Below are 19,425 nucleotides of genomic sequence, written 5' to 3'. Positions count from 1 at the left end.
CGGAGGTCCGGCATGGCGGCAGAAGACGCGTCCCGCGCCCCGGCCTGGGTCGAGCCGATGCTCGCCAAGGCCGACGGCGGACGGTTGCGCAGCGGCCCCGAATGGGCGTACGAGTACAAGCTGGACGGCTACCGCGCGGCCATGCGCATCGCCCCCGACGGCACCACCGTCCTCACCAGCCGCAACAACATCGACTTCACCGCCGAATTCGCCGATCTCGACGGCGTCCTCGCCCCGGCGCTCGACGGCCGGGCCGCCTACCTGGACGGCGAAATCGTCGTCTACGGCGAGGACGGCCGGATCGACTTCGAGCTGATGCAGGAACGCCGCGGCCGCTACGTCCGGCACCAGAGCGGGCCACCGGGCCGCGCGTTCGAGGACGTGCCCGTCCGGTTCCTGGCCTTCGACCTGCTCCGGCTCGGTGACCGCAGCCTCCTCACCACGCCGTACGACGAGCGCCGCGCCCTGCTGGCGAGCCTGCCGATGCCCGACCCGTACCGCGTCTCGGTGGTGCGCGCGGTCACCTTCGACGAGCTCGCCGCCGACCGCCGCACGCCGGCCGACTTCCTCGCCCACGCCGCGTCGGCCGGGTACGAAGGCGTCGTCGCGAAGCTGCGCAGTTCCGCTTACGTGCCCGGGCAGCGGCCGGACTCCTGGCTCAAGCACCCGCTGATCCGGACCCAGGAAGTCGTCGTCTGCGGCTGGCGGCCGGGCCAGCGCAGCTTCACGGGCACGCTCGGCGGCCTGCTGCTCGGCGCGCACGACCCGGCGACCGGCGCCCTCGTCTACATCGGCGACGTCGGCACCGGCTTCAGCCAGGCCGCCCGCGCCGATCTGAAGGCTCAATTGGAGCGTCTGGAGCGCCGCACGCACCCGTTCGTGTCGGCGCCGCCGCGCGAAGACACGGTGCGCGCCCGCTGGGTCGAACCGCGGCTGGTCGGCGAGGTCGTCTACCGGCAGTTCACCCGCGCGGGGCGCGTCCGCCACACCGCCTGGCGCGGCCTGCGCGCCGACAAGGACCCGGCCGACGTCATCGCCCCGCGCGCGGTGCCGCACGAGCCACCGCCCCCGCCACCCGAGAACCGGATCACCGTCCAGGCGGGAGATCGACGGCTCACACTGTCCAATTTGGACAAGGTGCTGTACCCCGCGGACGGCTTCACCAAGGGCGAGGTGATCAACTACTACTCCCGCGTCGCGCCAGTGCTGCTGCCGCACCTGGCCGGCCGCCCGGTGACGTTCATCCGCTACCCGAACGGCGTCGACGGCGAGAAGTGGTTCGAGAAGAACGCCCCGAACGGCGCCCCGTCCTGGCTGCGCACGGCGCGCCTGCCGAGCACCGGTTCACGCGGCAGCGGCGACAGCATCGACTACCCGCTCCTGGACGACCTCCCGGGCCTGGTGTGGGCGGCGAACATGGCCGCGCTCGAACTCCACGTTCCTCAGTGGACGGTGACCGACGGCGCGCGAGGCCTGCCGGACCGCCTGGTGTTCGACCTGGATCCCGGCCCCGGCACGTCCATCGTGGACTGCTGCCGGGTGGCCGAGCGCCTGCACGACGTCCTGGTGGCCGACGGGCTCACGCCGTACGCGAAGACGTCGGGCTCGAAGGGGATGCAGCTCTACTGCGGCATCGAAACCGCCGACGCGGCAGCCCCGTCCGCCTACGCGAAGCGGCTTGCCCAGCGCCTCGCGAAGGAGACGCCGGAGACGGTGACCGCGGTGATGGCGAAGGCGCAACGCAGCGGCCGGGTGTTCATCGACTGGAGCCAGAACAACCCGGCCAAGACAACGGTGGCCCCGTATTCCCTGCGCGGCCGCGACCACCCGACGGCCTCGACCCCGGTGACGTGGGAGGAGGTCCGCGCGTGCCGGCACGTCACCCACCTGACGTTCACCGCGGAGGACGTCCTCGACCGCATCACCGATGCGGGTGATCTCCTCGCCGGGCTGATCGGTGCGCGAGCGCCGTTGCCTTAGCGGCGAAGGAGGCGCTGGGCCCGTCCGATGAGTCCGTTGAGTCCGTTGAGGACAGAACCCTTGCGACGGTGGGTGGCCGGCCGCGCGGGGATTTCCGGCTTCGGCTCGGGGTGGGCCTGCGGCTCCGCTTCCGCTTCGGCGCGCGGCGAGGGGATCTCGCCGGTGATGGTTCCGGAATCCGGAACCATCACCTCGGGCCGCTCGGCCACGGCCTGTCGCTGCGGTTCGCCCGCGTACTGCCGCTCTGGCGCTTCGGTGTCGGCCGCCCGCCGCTCTTGCGCCACCGCGGTCGGCCGCCCTGTCCCCTCACCAACCCGCGGATCCACCGCCCCCTGCCGCTCACCCGCCGCAGCATCCTGCCACTCGGGCGCAGCCCCGCTTACTCCCCGCAGATCCGCCGGACCTCGCTGCTCATCCGCCCCGGCGGACCATTGCCCCGGCTCCGCCGGCCTTTGCTGCGCCGGCACCGCTGCTGCCACATCTCGCGGATCCACCGCTGCCTGCCGCTCACCAGCCGCCGTATCCCGCCGCTCCGGCCCAACTGCGCTTACTCCCCGCAGATCCGCCGGACCTCGCTGCTCAGCCACCGCTGTGGACCGTTGCCCCGGCTCCACCGGCCCTTGCTGCGCGGGCACCACTGCCACCACACCTGGCGGGTCCGCCTCCCCCTGCCGCTCATCCACCGCCGGACCTCGCTGCTCATCCACCACCGCGGACCATTGCCCCGACTCCACCGGCCCTTGCTGCGCGGGCACCACTGCCCCCACACCTGGCGGATCCACCCGCGGGTCAGCCGTCCCCTGCTGCTCACCCGCCGCCGCATCCCGCCACTCCGGTGCCACTCCACCAACTCCCCACAGATCCGCCGGACCTCGCTGCTCATCCACCGTCGTGGACCGTTGCCCCGACTCCGCCGCACCTTGCCGCGCTGGCACCACACCTCGCGGATCCACCGGCCCCGGCCGCTCCTGCGCCACCGCGGTCGGCCGCCCTGTCCCCTCGCCGACCACCTGCGGATCCAACGCCCCCTGCCGCTCAGCCACCTCAGCATCCCGACGCTCCGGCGAAACCGCGCCAACTCCCCGCGGATCCACCGCCCCCTGCGCCATCACGGTCGGCCGCCTTGCTGTCCCCTCGCCAACTCCCCGCGGGTCCGCCACGCGCTCCCACTCCGGCGAAACTTCGCCAACTCCCCGCGGATCCGCCACCCGCTCCCGCTCCAGCACCCCCGCCGGCTCGTTTCGCGGCGTCGGCGCGAGCATCTCCGGCGTCACCATCGGCGTCATGAGCGGCGTGTGCGCGGCATCCGCGTTCGGCCGCGCAGGCTCGCGGGCCACCGGGTAGCGGGCCAGCGGGTCGGCTTCGCGGGCGCGGTGGCCGCGCAGCAGTCCGCAACACCCCAGCAAGCCGAGCAGGCCCAGCAGACCCCACCACACCGTCATGACGGTCTCCCTTCCTCCCGGCGACGGGTATCCGGCCCCCGCCTCCCCAACCCCGGCGCTACCCCTGTGGGTGACACTCAGCCCAGTTGCGGCACGTCGCCCGGGAACGTCACCGGCAGCTCGTACAGCCCCCTCGCCGTGCGGCCGCCGCCGAGCCAGCCGTGGAAGTAGATGTGGCCGTCCACCACGTCGGCGCCGCCCGGGGCGTCCACTTTGCCGCCGAGGAGCTCGGCCGACAGGAACTGGGCGTCGGCCTTCACGAACGGGCCGGCCAGGGTCGGCGCCGACGCGTAACACGTGTGGTAGCCCGAACTCTGGAACGTGTCCGCCGAGTAGAACAGCAGGTACCGGCTCGCCGTCTTCACCACCGAAGGCGCCTCGACGACCGCCTTCTCGGCCGTCAGGTCGGCCCTCAGCAACTCGGTCCGCGGACCGGTCAGCGAGCGCCCGTCGGCCTGCAGCCGCTGCGCCCAGATCGCCGCCGGGGCGCCGGTCGCCGCGCCGTCGCTCTTGTAGAGGAGGTAGCGGGTTCCGTCCGCGTCGACGAACGTCTGCGGGTCGATGTCGCCGTGGTCCTCGGGCACGCACACCAGCGGCCGGTCGCCGGCCGGGGTGTACGGGCCGTCCGCCTTCGCCGCCGTCGCGACGCCGAGGCACATCTCGCCGCCCGCCGTCTGCGCGGCCGAGAAATAGAGGACGAACGTGCCGTCCGCCAGCTGCGTGACGTCCGGAGCCCAGAACCCGCCGTCCGGTTTGGCCCACTTGGGCACCGCGCCGAGCGCGTCGCCGACCACCCGCCACGGCCCTTCCGGCGCCGCGGCGGTCGCGAACGGGACGCGCCCGGAACCTGTGCTCGTCGAGAACGCGAAGTAGCCCCCGGCGGTCTTGACGACGTCCGGGTCGGGGAAGTCCTGGTTGATCAGCAGCCGCGGCGCGGAGGCCGCCGCCGCCGGTGGGGCGACCGTGAACGCGGCCAGGAGCACGGCTACGGGAGCGAGCAGGAAGTTCTTGAAGCCCATGAACGATTCTCTTGAGAGCGCAACGGTTTCGGCAACGGCAGACGGAGGTCGTCACCGGGAAGCGTGGACTTGCCCGCGCGCCCGGATCGAGTGGATTCGACCGGCCGCCGCGGGGTAGCCGCCCTCTCATGCACGCGAGGAACGGACGGGGTGCGCACCGCGCCGGGCACGCCGTCGGAGAGGCCGAAGGCGCCGCGTCCCGGCAGCGGGAACCCTGGGGTGCACCGGGAAAACCGGTGGACCGGCGGTCGCCGTTCTTCACCGGTCTCCTGGCGGCGGCCGGGGTGGCGGTCACGATCGCCGTCGTCGAGGTCGTCCTCGCCGCCTCGGATGTGCTGCTGCTGATCGGGATCGCGTTCTTCCTCGCGGTCGGCCTCGAACCGCTGACCGCCCGGCTCACGCGCCGCATGCCTCGGGCGCTCGCCGCCGCCGTGGTCGTCGTGACCGGGCTGGCGGTCCTCGGTGGCGCCGTCGCCGCGGCGGCCGTCCCGCTCACCGATCAAGCCACCCGGCTGCGCGACCTGGCCCTGCTGCGCGAGCCGGGATCGCTGCTGGCACAAGCCAATGAGGCGTTCGGTCTCGAAGCCGCCATCCGGTCGATCCACGTGGCGGACGTCGCGAAGCCACTTGCTGCGGTGCTCGGCGACACCCTGATCGTCGTGGTGCTGGCGACGTACTTCGCCGCCGACTTCCCGCGGGTCCGCACGGCGCTGTACCGGCTGGCCCCGCGAACCCGGCGGCCGCGGGTGATCCTGATCGGCGACGCGGTCTTCCGGAAGGTCGGCGCGTACCTCGTCGGCAACGTCGTCGTGTCGCTGATCGCGGGCGTGGCGACGTTCGCCTGGCTCTGGGCCTTCGGCGTGCCGTACCCGCTGGTGCTGGCCGCGCTCGTCGCCGTGCTCGACCTCGTCCCGGTGGCGGGCTCGGTGGCGGCGGGGGCCGGGACCAGCCTGGTCGCGCTGACGGTGTCCACGCCGGTCGGGCTGGCCACTGCCGGTTTCTTCGCCGGCTACCGGCTTTTGGAGGACTACGTGCTGCTGCCGAAGATCGTCGGCCGCGCCGTCCGGGTGCCGGCGCTGGTCACCGTCGTCGCGGTGCTGCTCGGCTTCGAACTGCTCGGCGTGGTCGGCGCGTTCGTCGCGGTCCCGGTCGCGGCCGCCGTCCTGCTGGTCGTGCGGGAAGTGGCGGTCCATCGGCTCGACCGGACGTGAAAAGCCGCCGCGCGAAGACTCCGCGCGGCGGCTCCGACCGGACCGGTCAGTTGCCCTGGGCGGTCCCGCCGTCGGCGATTTCGCCCGCCGAGCAGTTGTTCGGGGTCGCGCCTTCGGCGTCGTGCTCGCCCGGGGAGAGCACCGGGACGTCGATGCCTTCGGCGACGTCGCGGACCGGCACCTGGACGCCGAGCACGTTCACGTTGTCGTCGCAGACCCCGCCGACGACGTTGAGGTTGTGCACGGCGTCGAGGTTCTGCACGTTGCCGAGGCCGATCTGGTCGCTGTGGTCGACCGGGTGGCCGGCGACGGTGATGCCGGTCGCGGACGCGGATCCGCCGAGCACCGCCATCCCGGCGGCGAGTGCGGTGGCGACGAAGCCGAGTTGCTTGATCACGGGAAGAGAACTCCTTATCACCACCCACCGGACGGTCCGGTGGGAGCTCGGGGGGACACCCCGGGCCGGCTTCGGTTCGCCGGGCCCGGGGTTGTCGGTTAAGGTGCGGTCACGCCGGGTGGGACCGGCGCACGTCTCCAGCGTCATGGCCGGTCCCACCCGTGCCGGCGTCGTCCGACGTCGCGGCGTGCCCGGGACGCGGAACAGGAGTGTGCAGCTCGCTCCGTGTTCCGGGCACGCGGTGCGACATCGACGCAACCGCCGGATTTCCGCGCTGGGAGCCGGCATTCGCACACACAGCGAGCGGCTCCGGCGCGGAAACTCAGTTGCCCTGGCTCGTGCCGCCGTCGACGACGCCGCCCGAGGCGCAGTTGTACGGCGACTCGCCGCTGGCCTCGGACTCGCCCGGCGACAGGATCGGCACGCCGATGCCGTTGAGCGAGTCGCGGATCGGCACCTGGACGCCGAGGACGTTGACGTCGTTGCCGCAGAGGCCGAGGGTGCCGTTGACGTTGTGCAGCACGTCGGTGTTGTTCAGGTTCACCAGACCGACCTGGCCGGTGTGGTCGTAGCTGCCGTGGTGGTGCCCGTGGTGGTGGCCGTCCGGGGTGTCGGCCGAGGCGATGCCGCCGGCCAGGAACGCGCCGGCCGCCGCGGCTGCCGTGACGAACCCGATCTTCTTCAGCATGGATTTGCTCCTCGATAAGCGATTGCGTCGGACGGGACGGCAGTGAAGGTGTGTTCTCCGGCCCGTGTGAGGGAAACGTACTGACGCGCCGGCGTCGTTTCCACTTCGCGCCACCATCGTGTGGGTGTCGCAAGTCCCTGACCACGCGACGAGTGGTCCGATCGGGTTAGCGGGGATTCATTTTCCCGCATCTTTCCTTTCCCATGGTGCGGGCGGAAAGCTTGCGCGGCAAGGAGATTCCGGGCACGCCGAAGAGCCCCGCACCGCCGTGGGTGCAGGGCTCTTCGGTGCGAAGGGTCGCTAGCCGGGCCAGGCCTCGGCTTCGGCGGTCAGCGCGGTGGTCACGTCGATTTCGCCGGACCGCACCCGCCACGCGAGCGAGCCCGGCCGCGGCTGCACGAGGTGCCAGCCGGTGACTTCTTCATCGGTGTAGCAAGGGTTTTCGTCGTCCCCGATGCCCAGCGCGGCGAAGTACTGGCGCGCGGGCCAGGTTTCGGGAACCCAGGCACGAGCCCACCGCACGACGATCCTGGCGAGGTCGTTGCGGCCGTCCGCCGGATGGATCAGGCGGTCGCCGGTGGTGCAGATGAGACGTGGTGTATAGGTCGCGCCGAGCGGGGCGACCACGAGATTACTGTTCATTCCTCCCCCGAGCCCACAACAGTGGACGGTGTTTCCCAGTGCGGATACGCAGCTGCGTGGAAAAGGGAAGGACGCCGGCGGTGGACGCGCGCGCACGGCACGTCCTTCCACGGCTCCGGCTTGAACCGGGCCCCATCTTACAAAAGCGCGACCGGGGCCCGAAACGGGGTCGGGGAAACGAAACCGTCCCCCGTTCCCGTGACGACGGGTGTGAACGGGAACGGCGAGGGTACGCCGCCGGAGAACGACCTCACGACGGAAAGGACGACCGGCGATGAACGGAATGGCCAGGAAGTGGCTGTGCGGCCTCGCGGCGGCGGGCGCGATCGCGCTGGCGGGGACTTCGCCCGCGTCGGCGGATCTCGCGCGGGCCGACGACCACGTGACCACGCAGGACGACAACGGCGACAACGGGTTGTGGGGCCTGCTGGGACTCGTGGGGCTGCTCGGCCTGGCGGGGCTGGTGAGGCGCGGGCCGAAGGCCGACGCGATGGCGGGATACCCGGCGGCTCCGCCGGCCAACGCGTACCCGCCGGCGGAGCCGCGGCGGAATCCGCCGGGGGCTTGAGCCGTTGGTTCGCGTCTCTTGGCTGCGCTATTCCCGGCCCGGTTCCCCTCGGGGGATCGGGCCGGTTTCTGTCGGGCGGACGAAACGATGGCGGGTGGCCGAGCCGCGTTCCCCACCGGCCGCCGGGCTTGTTTCCGTCGCGGGACCGGGACGATGGCAGGTGGCCGAGCCACGTTTCTCACCTGCAGCTGGACTTGTTTCCGTCGCGGGACCGGAACGATGGCGAGTGGTCGAACCGTGTTCCCCAGCCGCAACCAGGCTTGCTTCTGCCGAAGAGACGGAACGACCGCGGGTGGCCGAGCCACGCTCCCCACCGGCAACCGGACTTGCTTCTGGCGAAGAACCGGAACGATCGCAGGTAGCAGAACCACACTCCCCACCGGCAACCGGACTTGCTTCTGCCGAAGGGACGGAACGATCGCAGGTGGCCGAGCCACGCTCCCCACCGGCAACCGGACTTGCTTCCGTCGCGGAACCGGAACGATCGCAGGTAGCAGAACCACACTCCCCACCGGCAACCAGGCCTGCTTCCGTCGCAGGACCGGCACCATCGACATCCGCCGAGCCGCATCCCCCACCGGCAACCGAAGTCGGTCTTGCCGCGGGACCGGCACGATCGCGGATTGCCGGGGCGCGGTGCTGCTTCCGGCCCGGTCCTCCACAGTGAGCCGTGCCCCCATCTCCCGCGAGCCCGTACCCGCCACAGGCGGCCGGACCGCGACGGTGGCCGCCACAACCCGCGCCCCCAACGGGAGCCGGTCTCGTTTCTGTCGGGCGACCGGGGGTCGAGCCGCATCCTCCATCGAAACCCGCGTCGAAACTGCCGTGAGCACCGGTGATCGAGCCGCGTCAGCGCCTGGCGGCCAAGTTTGCCAGGCGTCGAACGGCCCCACCCCCGCCGGCTCATCCCCGGAAAGCCGAGCGTTCGGCGATTGCGCAGGCGGCCGTCTGCCCTCGATGCCCCGCACCCCGTTTCCCCTCCACCCGCGCGGAACGCCCCGGCGCCAGTCACGCCGGGACGTTCCGCGTTTTCTCCAACGGGCGCCTTCGTGTCAGGTTCCCGGCACCGTGACGGCCGCGGATCCCGCCGGGAAACCCGGCACCGCGACCGGCACCCAGATTAGCGACGCACTCGCCGCGCAAGAAGTGGTCTTGCGACGTACCCTTCTTAAGAGTGGTATTCCGGCCAGCGGGCAAATGCGCATGATTACCCATTGATTTCTCACTTAAACTTCACCATCGGGTGGAAGTCGCGTGCCCCCCGAGAACCACTCTTCTCCTACCTTCCGTGAGGCGACCACCCACGATTCCACCATCCATCGTAATCTTGAACCTCGAACGAGTGACGCCATCACCCACGGTAATTGATCGGGAGAACCGCTTCACAATGGCTTCACGCGAACTCGATGTTTGTTCCGCGAATCCCGGACCCGGCGGGCACCGTCCGAAATCGACAGTCGACACCTGGCCCGGAGATGCGCTCGCGTCAATGCGGATCGGCGATCACCATGATCGGAGTCGGCATCGGAATTCCGGAGGAGTAGGACATGAAAAGTGCATTGGCCCGCGCGATCACGGTTTTCGCCACCGCGGCGGCGGTGACCCTCACCGGGGTCGGCGTCGCGACCGCCGGCGGCCCCGGCGGAAGCGGCTCTTCGAGCACGACCAGCGCGGCGGCGGAGGTCCAGCAGCTGCGCGACCAGCTCTCGGCCCGCGCGGACCGCGGGGACGTCCCCGGCACGCAAGCCACGCTCGGCGACCTCGACCCGCTGCTCACGGATCTGGCCCAGGGCAAGCGGTACACGATCCAGACCGAGGCGCGCGACACCGCGGCCACGGCGCAGCAGCAGAACACCGAAGCACGCAAGGGGGTCAGCGAGCTGGCGCGGAACGCGGAGCCGCGCCAGTCGCTGCCGCCCGTGTCGGCCCTGCTCAACGCGCTGGTGCAGCGGCTGCTGATCAGCTTGTCCTCGCTGGTGAACGACCTTCTCGGCGGGCTGCCCGTCCCGGTCGGTTAACCCGGCCGGACCCCCGGACGGACAAGCCGGCGAAAGCCCGGTGCGGAATCCGCACCGGGCTTTCGTCGTGGTTACGGAATCATTCGTAGACGACGTAAGCGGGCGCCGGGGTCAGCGCCAGCACCTCCGCCGGCGTCATCAGGTCCGCGCCGCGGCGGGTGTCCTCCTCGAAGAACAGCTTGAAGCCCGGCCGGACGTGGTCGGGCTTCGTCGTCATCAGCGTCTTCCACGTCGCCTTCTTGGCCGCGGCCGAGCCGATGCCGTCGACCACCTTCACCGGCGAAACTCCCTTGTGCGCCAGCAAAAGCTCCTCTTCACGCACCACCGAGGAAGCGACCTGGTGGTACACCATGACCTTCGCGGGCAGGCGGTGCGCTTCGGCCAGCTCCCCGAGGTACCGGGCGACCTCGTCGAGCTCGGCGCCGGTCGTGCGGCCGAACTTCCGGCCCGGCACCACCCCCGGTTCCACGGCCCACTCGGGATCGAGCGCGACCCCGACGTCGGGCTCGGTCAGCCAGTGTTCGTAGGCCCGCACTTCGGGGAGGAAGTCGGCGCGCCCGGGCTGGATGTTCAACAGCAGCAAGCCGTTCAGCGCCCGCGCGGCGTCGAGGTAGTCCCGCACGGTCGCGTCGTCACCGCGGCTGCGGTACATGCCGTCTTCGCCGGGCGAGCGGTGCACGGTGGTCGCGATCAGCTCGACGACGGGGGTGATCGGACGCCCGGCCGGGAACGCCTCGATCTGCTGCCGCAGCCGCCGGCTCGCCTCGGTGAGGTCGCCGGTCATCCGGCCGAGCGCTTTGGCGCCCGGCGCGCCGCAGAACCCGACGAGAAGGCTGTTCTCCACCGGGCTCGGGGGCGGCGACGGGGGTGGCGCGGGACTCGCCGTGACCGGAACAGCGAGTGCCTGTTCCCGCCGCGGTGCCCCGCACGCGCTCGTCACCAAACCCGCGAGAGCGGCGGTGAGCACCAGACGTCGGTCGAAGGTTCGTTCGGCGGCGGACGCCGTTTTCGGGACCATCGCGGGGAAATACCCGCCCGCGATCTCCGGGAAACCCGATCGCCGATGATCACCGCATCGTGCCGGGGCCGGTTCCGGGACTGTGTCCGCTGCCTGCGGAAACGTCGTTTTCGGGACTGTGCGGCGGAAAGTCGCGCTCACCCGACCCGGTGGGCCGGCCCGCGCCCGTCAGGGGCCGGCCGCACACTTCGGGCATGCGTTGCCTTTTCCGGTTCGGTGCCGGGTTCGCCGTCCTGCTCGCCGCGGCGGCCTGCGGTGCTCCCGCGGCACCGGCACCGGCCCCGCCACCCCGGCCGTCGCCCGCCGCCGCGCCCGTCCGCGTCACCGCCGCCTCGGCGCGCCAGGTGGGTGCGGACGAGCTCGGCCGGATCCCCGTGCTCATGTACCACCGGATCGCCGAGCACCCGCGGTCGGTGTACGACCGCACGCCCGCCGACTTCACCGCGGAACTCGAGCGGCTCGCGGCCGAGGACTACGTCCCGATCACGACCGCTGAGCTGGTTTCGCGCCGCATCGACCTCCCGGCCGGCGCCCACCCGGTGGTCTTGACCTTCGACGACGGCGACCCGAGCGCGTTCACCCTGACCCCGCAGGGACAACCGGCGCCGGGCACGGCGGTCCGGATCCTGCTGGACGTCGCCGCGGCGCACCCGAGGTTCCGGCCGGTCGCCAGTTTGTACGTCAACGAGCACCCGTTCGGCGACACCGATGGGCGCGCCCTGCGCTGGCTGGCGGACCACGGCTTCGAGCTGGGCAACCACACCCGGCAGCACACGAACCTGCGCTCCGCCTCCGAAAACGAGGTGACGGCGGCGATCTCGACGGAGGACGCGGCGATCCGCGAGGCGGTCCCCGGCTACCGGCCGACGACGTTGGCGCTCCCGTACGGGAGCCACCCGCGGCGCGAGGAACTGGCATTGCAAGGTCCCGGCTATTCGTACGGCGGGGCACTGCTCGTCGGGGCCGGGCCGGCACCGTCGCCTTGTTCGCCGCGGTTCGTCCCCGGCTCGATCCCCCGGATCCGCTCGCAGTCGGAGGGGCGCGACGCGGAATACGGCTCGAAGCACTGGCTCGACGAGCTCGCCGCACCGGAGGGCCACCGCTACACCTCCGATGGCGACCCGGCGACGGTGTCGTACCCAAGGTCCGAAGGTGCTCCGGCGCCGGCTTGTGCGAGCGTGGGCCTTGCCTACTGAACCGAAGGCCCGGGTCGATTGGCTGCCGCAGCCCCGTCCCCGGCCGGCTGCCGAGCCGCCACGGGTGGAGGAGGAGCTGCCGCGTCAACGGCGGGCGCGATGGCCTCGGCGCTCCGCGGAGGTTCCGCCCCGCCGGCGGCGCACCACCGAGGCACCGACCACGGAATCCATCCGCGCGACGCACGCTCCCAAGGCGACTCCGGCAGCCCCCAGCGGCGGCCGGAACTTGGCCGGTCCGCTCGGCGACGTTACTGGACAATCGGCGCCTCAACGCGGGCGAGGTGAGCGGCCCGAGCCCACCCGCAGCGGCACACGCCCGGCCAACCAGCCGCCTGCCGGGCACCGCCCGGCACCTCAACGCGACCAAGCGGACCTTCCCGAGCCGACACCGGCGCCCACCCGAGGCGGCACTCACTCGTCCGGCTTGCCTCCTGCGGAACTCTGGCCGGCCGACTTCGCCGACCCGGCACCCAAACGCGGCGGCACACACCCCACCGACCGACCTCCCGCCGAACTCCGCACGGCCGACTTCGCCGAGCCAGCACTTGCCCGAGGCGGCACACACCCGGCCGACCGGACTTCTGGAGAACTCCAGACGACCGACCTCCCCGGGACGGCGACACTGCCCACCCATAGCGAAACACGCCCGGCCGACCAGCCGCCTGCCCAACCCCACACGACCGAGCCAGCAGCGCTACCCACCCAGACCGACACACGCCCGGCCAACCAGCCGCCTGCCCAACTCCGCACGGCCGACCTCCCCGGGCCGACGGTACTGCCTGCCCTCAGCGACACGTGCCCGACCAACCAGTCTCCCGCCCGGCTCCCCACGGCCGAGCCAGTAGCGCTGCCCACCCACGGCGACACACGCCCAACTAGCCAGCCTCCCGCCCAACTCCACACGACCGAGCCAGCAACACCGCCCACCCACAGCGACACACGCCCAACTAGCCAGCCTCCCGCCCAACTCCACACGACCGAGCCAGCAGCGCTGCCCACCCAGACCGACACACGCCCGGCCAGTTGGCTGCCTGCCGAACTCCGCACGATTGACTCCCCAGCACCGACACGTGCCGGCGCACACCCGGCGGGCTGGCATCTCGCCGAACCTTCCCCGGCCGGCCTCCCCGAATCCCAACGGACTCCGCAGCCGGCCACCGCTCCCCCGACCACGGCCCAACTCCTCGGGCTCACAACCGAAACCCCGCCGGCGGAACCCCGAGAACCGCAAACCCCCGTGGCGTGGTGGCCGCCCGCGGTTCTCGTGTTCGCCATCGCGCTCTCCGCCGCCTTGCTCCTCACCCCGCGTGCCGTCGAACCCCGTCGTGTCGCCGGCGTTGCCTGGCCGCGGCAGACGACCGCCACCACCGCTCGGCCGGCGCCCGAACCCGCCGCGCTGCCCGAGGGGGTGCCGATCACCCCCACCGGCTCTGGCGACTGGCAGGTCCTCCCCGGCCCGGCCACCGCCGCCGGTACCGGAGCCCGCCTCATGACCTACACCGTCGAAACCGAAGGCGGTGTCGACGTCCCCACCTTCGGCACCGACGTCGACACCGTCCTCACCGATCGGCGCGGCTGGGTCGGGCTCGGTGAGGTCTCCTTCCGGCGGCTCACCGACCCCGAGGCCCGGCCCGACGTCCGGATCAGCCTCACCAGCCCCGAAACCACCCGGCGCCTCTGCGGGTTCGCCATCCCCTACGACTCTTCGTGCCACCTGGGGCGCCGGCACCGGATCGTCGTCAACCTCGCCCGGTGGCTGCGGGGCGCGCACTCCTACGACGGCGACCTCGCCGGGTACCGCCGTTACGCCATCACCCACGAAATGGGGCACGCGCTGGGGCTCGGGCACGTCGGCTGCCCGGTCGACGGGGCACCCGCGCCGGTCATGATGCAGCAGACCTTCGGGCTGTCGAACACCTACCTCGAGCAGCTCAACCGCGCCGAGCCGGGAAACGCCACGGCCGTCCGCTCGGACGGCGCCGTCTGCCGGCCCAATCCCTGGGTCATGTGACGGGCGGGTCCCACTCCCACTCGGTGAGCGCGGTCCGCATCAGGCGGGCCGCCGCCGGGAGGCGGGTGCCCGCCGCCCAGCACAGGGTGATCGTGCGGCGGCAGTCGGGGCTGTCCACCGGGATCCACACGACCGGCACCTGCGGTGCGACGCGCCGGGCCATCGCCGGGTTGAGGCCGATGCCCAGGCCCGCGCTGATGAGCTCCTGGATCGCGCCCGGTTCGTCGCCCTCGAAGACGATCTTCGGGGTGAGGTCGCGCGCGGCGAAGAGCCGGTCGAGGAGCCGGCGGTGCCAGTGGCCGCGGCGGGCGGTGATGAACTGCTCGTCCGCGAGGTCTTCGACGCGGACCGACGCACGCCCGGCCAAGCGGTGCCCGACCGGCGTGGCCACCCACACCGGCTCGTCGAGCAGCTCGACGCCGGCCAGCCCGTCGGCCAGGATCGGTTGCGACGCAACGCAAAGGTCGATCTCCCTGGCCCGCAACGCGCGCGCCATCTCGTCGGCGGGCAGCTGGTGCAGCACGACCTCGACCGCCGGGTGGGCCCGCTTGAACGCCGCGAGCGAACCGGTCAGGGTGAGGAACGACTCCGACGCCAGCCGCACCGTCCCGTAGCCCTCGCCGGTCGTCTCCGCGACCGCGCGGCGGCCCGCCTCCAGCTCACCCAGCGAGCGCTCGACGTAGCCGCGGAAGAGCTTCCCGGCGTCGTTCAGCCGGAGCCGGCCCGCCCGGTCGAACAGCGGCGTGCCCAGCTCCGCCTCCAGGCGCGCGATCGTGCGGCTCAGCGACGGCTGGGCGACGCGCAGCTCCTCCGCCGCGCGGCTGAGGTGCTCCAGCCGGGCCACCACGAGGAACTGCCGCAGTGTCCCCAGGTCCACGTCATGCCTCCCCCGTCATAACGGCATAGCGATATTGATCTTAGACACGATAACCACACCGTCATAGCTTCGAACCGTGGAAAGCACAGGGAAAACGCGGCCGGTCGGCTGGGCGCTGCGGACCGCGGCGAGCGTGCACGTCGTCGCGATCGCCGGCCAGCCGGTCTTCGCCGGGGTGTACCTCAGCGGCGACTACGACGGCTTGCGCCTGCACGCGACCGGCGCGGACGTCGTGACGTCGCTCGCCTACCTGCAGGTGGTCGTCGCGGTCGTGGTGTGGTTCCGGCTGCGGCGGGCCTGGCCGTTCCTCGCCACGACGGCGGTGGCCGCCGCGGAGACGGTCCAGTACTTCGCCGGGCTGGACGGGGCTTTGTGGCTGCACCTCCCGCTGGGCGTGCTGACCGTCGCGGGGCTCGTCGTGCTGGTCGCCGCCGTGTGGCGGCGGCCCTTGACGCGGGCGGCCGCCGATGCGTGAGCTGTCCCGGCGCGGGGTCCTCGGCGGCGCGTTCGGCCTGCTGGCCGCGACCGGCCTGGCCACCGCGGCCAGCTTCGCCCGGCGCCCGCCGGTGACCGGCGCCGAACTCCGCAGCGCCGTCCCGCTCCCGCCGCCGTACGAAGTCCCGTTGCCCGTGCCGGAGGTGCTCGAGCCGGTCGCGCCGGGCCGCTACGAGATCACCCAGCGCGTGGCCGACCTCGAGATCCTGCCCGGGATCCGGACGCCGATGTGGACCTACGGCGGCACGTTCCCCGGCCCGACGATCGAATCCCGCCGCGGCCGGCCGGTCACCGTGACCCACCGCAACGAGCTCCCGGTGCCGACCGTCGTGCACCTGCACGGCGGGCGCACGCCGGCGGCGTCCGACGGCTACCCGACCGACCTCGTGCTGCCGCCGGGCTGGCGCGACCACCACGCGATGCCCGACCCGCGGGCGGTGCGCAGCGAGGGAACGCGCGACTACACGTTCCCGCTGGACCAGCGCCCGGCGCTGCTCTGGTACCACGACCACCGGATGGACTTCACCGCGCCGGCGCTCTGGCGCGGCCTCGCCGGGCTCCACATCGTCCGCGACGACGCCGAAGAAGCGCTCGGCCTGCCCGCCGGGGCGCGCGAACTCCCGCTGGTGCTCACCGATCGCGCGTTCGCCGCGGACGGCACGCTCGACTACCCGTCGGTCGACGCGACCCTGCGGGACACCCCGGGCGTGCGGGAGAGCTTCCTGGGCGGCGTGCTCGGCGACGTCGTCCTGGTCAACGGCGCGCCGTGGCCGGTGCACGAAGCCGACGCGGCCCGGTACCGGCTGCGCCTGCTCAACGCGTCGAACGCCCGGCACTACGAACTCGAAGCCGTCACCGACGACGGGCGCCGGCTCCCGCTGGTGCAGATCGGCGCGGACCAGGGCCTGCTCGCGGCGCCCGTCACCCACCTGTCGCTGCCGATCGCGCCCGCCGAGCGCTACGACGTGGTCGTCGACTTCGCCGGCGTGCCGGTGGGCGGTCGCGTCCGGCTGCTCGACCGGCTGGGTACCGGGCGCACCACCGACGTCATGGCGTTCCGGATCGCGCGCCGCGCGGCCGACGACAGCCGGGTCCCGCCGGTGCTGTCGACCGACTCACCGTCGTGGGGTTCCCCGGCGCGCGTGCGCGAATTCTCCTTCAGCGCCGGGCAGCTGCCCGGCGGGCACGGCTGGGTGATCGGCGGGCGGCCGTTCGACCCGGCCCGGACCGACGTGACCGTGCGGCTCGGCGACGTCGAGGTGTGGCGGCTCGTCGCGGACGTCCACCACCCGGTCCACCTCCACCTCGCCGCGTTCCGCGTACGCTCCCGCGGCGGGCGGGCGCCGCTGCCGCACGACGGCGGGCTCAAGGACACCATCGCGCTGCGGCCGGGCGAGGCGGCCGAGATCGTCACCCGGTTCGACGGCTACCGCGGGCGGTACCTCTTCCACTGCCACAACGCCGAACACGAAGACATGGGCATGATGGCCAACCTCGAAATCGTCTGACACCGACGGTGGCGTGCCGTCCCTCTGACGGGGTGCACGGGGTCCCGATCGAGTGTCCGGGGCCGCGCAGGCGCAACCCCGTGCAGGGTGATCGCTGGGCCAGACGGGCAACGCCCGCGTGACCGGAGTGAAGCTCCTTGTCCTCGTGAAACTCCCGGCACTAGCGTCGATTCCGAGGGGACGAAGCCGGCGCGCCCGGCTCGGCGACGGCCGATTCCCTGTCCCCCAAGGAAACCGACCGAGGAGTTACTCGATGACCGCTATCGACCAGCCCGTGGCCCGCACCGCTTACCAGCAGTCGGTCGCCGACTACTGGAACGCGGAAAAGGACCCGGTGAACCTCCGGCTGGGCGACGTCGACGGTCTGTACCACCACCACTACGGGATCGGCGACTACGACCCGGCCGTCCTCGAGACGCCCGAGGCGACGCGCGACGAAGCGATCATCGCGGAGATGCACCGGCTCGAGACCGCGCAGGCGGAGGTGCTGCTCGACCACCTCGGCCCGATCGCGCCGTCCGACCGGCTGCTGGACGCCGGCTGCGGGCGCGGCGGCACGAGCGTGATGGCGCACCTGCGCTTCGGCTGCCAGGTCGACGGGATCTCCATTTCGGAGCAGCAGGTCGGGTTCGCGAACGAGCACGTGCGCGAGCGTGGGATCGACGGCTCGGTGCGGTACCACCTGCGCAACATGCTCGACACCGGCTTCGAAACCGGCGCGTTCCAGGGCATCTGGAACAACGAGAGCACGATGTACGTGGACCTGCACGACCTGTTCGCCGAGCACGCGCGGCAGCTCAAGCCCGGCGGGCGGTACGTGACCATCACCGGGTGCTACAACGACGTCACCGGCGGCCGGTCGCGCGCGGTGAGCCAGATCGACCAGCACTACATCTGCAACATCCACGCCCGCGGCGACTACTTCAAGGCGTTGTCCGCCAACGGGTTCGTGCCGATCAACGTCGTCGATCTGACCGCGGCGACGATCCCGTACTGGGAGCTGCGGGCGCAGTCGTCGGTCGCGACCGGGATCGAGGACCCGTTCCTGACGGCCTACCGCGAAGGCAGCTTCCACTACCTGCTCATCGCCGCCGACCGCGTCTGAGCCGGACCGGTGCCCAGGGAGACCACCATGACCGCATGTCCACAGTGGACGATCGGCGATCCCGGCTCGGCGCTGGCGGGACCGTTCGGCCTCGGGACGTCGGCGGCCCGGATCGCGACCCAGTTCGCGCCGGCGCCCGGGCAGGACCCGGCGTACGCGTACCTGCCGTGGGGTGACGGCAGCGCGTCGCCGCTGTACTGCCCGGTGGTGGGCCGCGTCGACGACACCCTCGCCGCGGAGGTCGACCGGCGGCTGGTCGCGTGGGCCGGGGACTGCGGGTTCACCGGCAAGGGCCTGGAGCAGATCGCGGGGGCAGGGTTCGGCAGGCTGGCGATGCTGGCCCACAGCGACTGCGACGACCCGGACCGGCTGCTCGTCGCGGCGCAGCTGAACGCGGTGTGGTGGGCGGCGGACGACTACTACGCCGACGACAGCGAGCTGGGCGCGGCGCCCACCGAGCTCCCGCCGCGCCTGGCGCTCGTGATGGCGGCGATGGACCCGGTCGCGCCGGCCGGGGAGTTCACGCCGCCGCTGGAGGAAGCTCTGCAGGCGGACCCGATCCTGGTCGGGTTGCACTCGGCGATCGAGCACCTGGGCCGGCACGGCTCGCCGGTGCTCGTGCAGCGGGTCTGCTACGCGACCTTCTCGATGTTCGTCAGCTGGGACGCCTACGCGGCGTGGCGCCACACCGGCCGCTACCCACCGGCGTGGGAGTACCTCGCGGCGCGCCAGCACGACAGCTTCTACACGTCGATGACCCTCGTCGACGCCGTCGGCGGCTACGAGCTGGCCGCGCCGTTCTACTACGACCCGCGCGTGCGGGAGGCGATGATGCGGGCCGGGACGGCTTCGGTGCTGGTCAACGATCTCTTCTCGGTGGCCAAGGACGCGGCCGACGAAAAACCGGTCTGCAACATGGTCCTGCAGATCGCGGCGGACCGGGGGTGCCCGGTCGAGGAGGCGGTCGAAGCCACCGTCGCGCTGCACAACCGGATCGTGCACGAGTTCGAGGACGGCCACCGCGAGCTGATGGCCGTGCCGTCCCCGGAGCTGCAGCGCTTCCTCGTGGGAGTCCGCTCCTGGATGGGTGGCGGCTTCACCTGGCACGCCACGAATCCCCGTTACCAGTCTTGACAATCTCCGAACTGATTGGGTGGTTTTCGCTGTGACTGTCACCGACCCGGTGGAATCCGAACAGACACCACTGAGCCTCGGCCGCGCCGCCGCCCGGACACTGGCCACCACGACCA

17 protein-coding genes are annotated in these 19,425 nt (G+C 72.1%); 10 read left to right on the top strand and 7 right to left on the bottom strand.

What is annotated here, in order from left to right:
- Positions 1-12 precede the first annotated feature (12 nt).
- Complete coding sequence (ligD, locus tag AB0B33_RS45325) at positions 13-1,980, top strand: DNA ligase D (RefSeq protein ID WP_360784014.1); 1,968 nt, start codon at positions 13-15, stop codon at positions 1,978-1,980.
- Here ligD and AB0B33_RS45320 read toward each other — a convergent pair.
- Entirely contained in the window at positions 1,977-3,422 is a 1,446-nt protein-coding gene (locus AB0B33_RS45320) for a hypothetical protein (RefSeq protein WP_360784011.1), read from the bottom strand. The two genes, ligD and AB0B33_RS45320, sit on opposite strands and share 4 nt — an antisense overlap.
- A gap of 77 nt (positions 3,423-3,499) precedes the next feature.
- The gene (locus AB0B33_RS45315; protein ID WP_360784008.1) at positions 3,500-4,441 is read right to left on the bottom strand and encodes a glycoside hydrolase family 43 protein; all 942 of its coding nucleotides are present in this window, start codon (positions 4,439-4,441) and stop codon (positions 3,500-3,502) included.
- 128 nt (positions 4,442-4,569) lie between these two features.
- Here AB0B33_RS45315 and AB0B33_RS45310 point away from each other — a divergent pair, with 128 nt between their 5' ends.
- Entirely contained in the window at positions 4,570-5,652 is a 1,083-nt protein-coding gene (locus tag AB0B33_RS45310) for an AI-2E family transporter (RefSeq protein ID WP_360784004.1), read from the top strand.
- Positions 5,653-5,698: 46 nt separating this feature from the next.
- Here AB0B33_RS45310 and AB0B33_RS45305 read toward each other — a convergent pair whose 3' ends face one another.
- The 3 genes from AB0B33_RS45305 to AB0B33_RS45295 all read right to left on the bottom strand — a co-directional run bounded on the left by AB0B33_RS45305 (position 5,699) and on the right by AB0B33_RS45295 (position 7,379).
- On the bottom strand, positions 5,699-6,049 hold the full coding sequence (locus AB0B33_RS45305) for a hypothetical protein (RefSeq protein ID WP_247024376.1): 351 nt from the start codon (positions 6,047-6,049) through the stop codon (positions 5,699-5,701).
- 322 nt (positions 6,050-6,371) lie between these two features.
- Positions 6,372-6,737, bottom strand: a complete 366-nt coding sequence (locus AB0B33_RS45300; RefSeq protein ID WP_247024377.1) for a hypothetical protein — start codon at positions 6,735-6,737, stop codon at positions 6,372-6,374.
- Between the two features lie 300 nt (positions 6,738-7,037).
- Positions 7,038-7,379, bottom strand: a complete 342-nt coding sequence (locus tag AB0B33_RS45295; protein ID WP_247024378.1) for a hypothetical protein — start codon at positions 7,377-7,379, stop codon at positions 7,038-7,040.
- A 274-nt stretch (positions 7,380-7,653) separates the two neighbouring features.
- Here AB0B33_RS45295 and AB0B33_RS45290 point away from each other — a divergent pair, with 274 nt between their 5' ends.
- Both AB0B33_RS45290 and AB0B33_RS45285 read left to right on the top strand, forming a co-directional pair.
- Entirely contained in the window at positions 7,654-7,947 is a 294-nt protein-coding gene (locus AB0B33_RS45290; RefSeq protein ID WP_360784000.1) for a WGxxGxxG family protein, read from the top strand.
- 1,547 nt (positions 7,948-9,494) lie between these two features.
- Positions 9,495-9,965: a hypothetical protein gene (locus tag AB0B33_RS45285; protein WP_360783997.1), complete on the top strand. Its 471-nt coding sequence runs from the start codon at positions 9,495-9,497 to the stop codon at positions 9,963-9,965.
- A 79-nt stretch (positions 9,966-10,044) separates the two neighbouring features.
- On the opposite strand, the gene AB0B33_RS45280 is transcribed toward AB0B33_RS45285, so the two are convergent.
- A complete protein-coding gene (locus AB0B33_RS45280; RefSeq protein WP_360783994.1) occupies positions 10,045-10,809 on the bottom strand; it encodes a hypothetical protein in 765 nt (254 codons plus the stop codon).
- 368 nt (positions 10,810-11,177) lie between these two features.
- Between AB0B33_RS45280 and AB0B33_RS45275 the strand changes: the two genes are divergently transcribed.
- The gene (locus tag AB0B33_RS45275) at positions 11,178-12,179 is read left to right on the top strand and encodes a polysaccharide deacetylase family protein (RefSeq protein WP_360783991.1); all 1,002 of its coding nucleotides are present in this window, start codon (positions 11,178-11,180) and stop codon (positions 12,177-12,179) included.
- Between the two features lie 1,237 nt (positions 12,180-13,416).
- Complete coding sequence (locus AB0B33_RS45270) at positions 13,417-14,190, top strand: DUF3152 domain-containing protein (RefSeq protein ID WP_360783988.1); 774 nt, start codon at positions 13,417-13,419, stop codon at positions 14,188-14,190.
- Here AB0B33_RS45270 and AB0B33_RS45265 read toward each other — a convergent pair.
- Positions 14,183-15,067 (bottom strand): LysR family transcriptional regulator, encoded by an 885-nt coding sequence (locus AB0B33_RS45265; RefSeq protein WP_360783985.1) that lies wholly within the window; start codon positions 15,065-15,067, stop codon positions 14,183-14,185. The two genes, AB0B33_RS45270 and AB0B33_RS45265, sit on opposite strands and share 8 nt — an antisense overlap.
- 76 nt (positions 15,068-15,143) lie before the next feature.
- Between AB0B33_RS45265 and AB0B33_RS45260 the strand changes: the two genes are divergently transcribed.
- The 4 genes from AB0B33_RS45260 to AB0B33_RS45245 all read left to right on the top strand — a co-directional run bounded on the left by AB0B33_RS45260 (position 15,144) and on the right by AB0B33_RS45245 (position 19,309).
- The gene (locus AB0B33_RS45260) at positions 15,144-15,542 is read left to right on the top strand and encodes a hypothetical protein (protein WP_360783982.1); all 399 of its coding nucleotides are present in this window, start codon (positions 15,144-15,146) and stop codon (positions 15,540-15,542) included.
- Positions 15,535-17,070, top strand: coding sequence for a multicopper oxidase family protein (locus tag AB0B33_RS45255; RefSeq protein WP_360783979.1), 1,536 nt, complete (start codon positions 15,535-15,537; stop codon positions 17,068-17,070). The genes AB0B33_RS45260 and AB0B33_RS45255 overlap by 8 nt, the downstream gene beginning before the upstream one ends.
- A 253-nt stretch (positions 17,071-17,323) precedes the next feature.
- Positions 17,324-18,175, top strand: a complete 852-nt coding sequence (locus AB0B33_RS45250) for a geranyl diphosphate 2-C-methyltransferase (RefSeq protein ID WP_360783976.1) — start codon at positions 17,324-17,326, stop codon at positions 18,173-18,175.
- A gap of 27 nt (positions 18,176-18,202) precedes the next feature.
- Positions 18,203-19,309, top strand: a complete 1,107-nt coding sequence (locus AB0B33_RS45245) for a family 2 encapsulin nanocompartment cargo protein terpene cyclase (protein ID WP_360783973.1) — start codon at positions 18,203-18,205, stop codon at positions 19,307-19,309.
- Positions 19,310-19,425 lie beyond the last annotated feature (116 nt).

This window comes from Amycolatopsis sp. NPDC049159 (assembly GCF_040648295.1).
GTDB lineage: Bacteria > Actinomycetota > Actinomycetes > Mycobacteriales > Pseudonocardiaceae > Amycolatopsis > Amycolatopsis pretoriensis_A.
Note: the sequence above shows the minus strand (reverse complement) of the source record. Positions and strands in the feature narration are given on the sequence as shown.

What these genes read in the sequence shown, in the direction of transcription:
- AB0B33_RS45285 (WP_360783997.1), top strand. Translation starts at nt 9,495, where the DNA reads ATGAAAAGTGCATTGGCCCGCGCGATCACGGTTTTCGCCACCGCGGCG.
- AB0B33_RS45310 (WP_360784004.1), top strand. Translation starts at nt 4,570, where the DNA reads ATGCACGCGAGGAACGGACGGGGTGCGCACCGCGCCGGGCACGCCGTC.
- ligD (WP_360784014.1), top strand. Translation starts at nt 13, where the DNA reads ATGGCGGCAGAAGACGCGTCCCGCGCCCCGGCCTGGGTCGAGCCGATG.
- AB0B33_RS45295 (WP_247024378.1), bottom strand. Translation starts at nt 7,379, where the DNA reads ATGAACAGTAATCTCGTGGTCGCCCCGCTCGGCGCGACCTATACACCA.
- AB0B33_RS45320 (WP_360784011.1), bottom strand. Translation starts at nt 3,422, where the DNA reads ATGACGGTGTGGTGGGGTCTGCTGGGCCTGCTCGGCTTGCTGGGGTGT.
- AB0B33_RS45275 (WP_360783991.1), top strand. Translation starts at nt 11,178, where the DNA reads ATGCGTTGCCTTTTCCGGTTCGGTGCCGGGTTCGCCGTCCTGCTCGCC.
- AB0B33_RS45250 (WP_360783976.1), top strand. Translation starts at nt 17,324, where the DNA reads ATGACCGCTATCGACCAGCCCGTGGCCCGCACCGCTTACCAGCAGTCG.
- AB0B33_RS45255 (WP_360783979.1), top strand. Translation starts at nt 15,535, where the DNA reads ATGCGTGAGCTGTCCCGGCGCGGGGTCCTCGGCGGCGCGTTCGGCCTG.
- AB0B33_RS45290 (WP_360784000.1), top strand. Translation starts at nt 7,654, where the DNA reads ATGAACGGAATGGCCAGGAAGTGGCTGTGCGGCCTCGCGGCGGCGGGC.
- AB0B33_RS45300 (WP_247024377.1), bottom strand. Translation starts at nt 6,737, where the DNA reads ATGCTGAAGAAGATCGGGTTCGTCACGGCAGCCGCGGCGGCCGGCGCG.
- AB0B33_RS45315 (WP_360784008.1), bottom strand. Translation starts at nt 4,441, where the DNA reads ATGGGCTTCAAGAACTTCCTGCTCGCTCCCGTAGCCGTGCTCCTGGCC.
- AB0B33_RS45245 (WP_360783973.1), top strand. Translation starts at nt 18,203, where the DNA reads ATGACCGCATGTCCACAGTGGACGATCGGCGATCCCGGCTCGGCGCTG.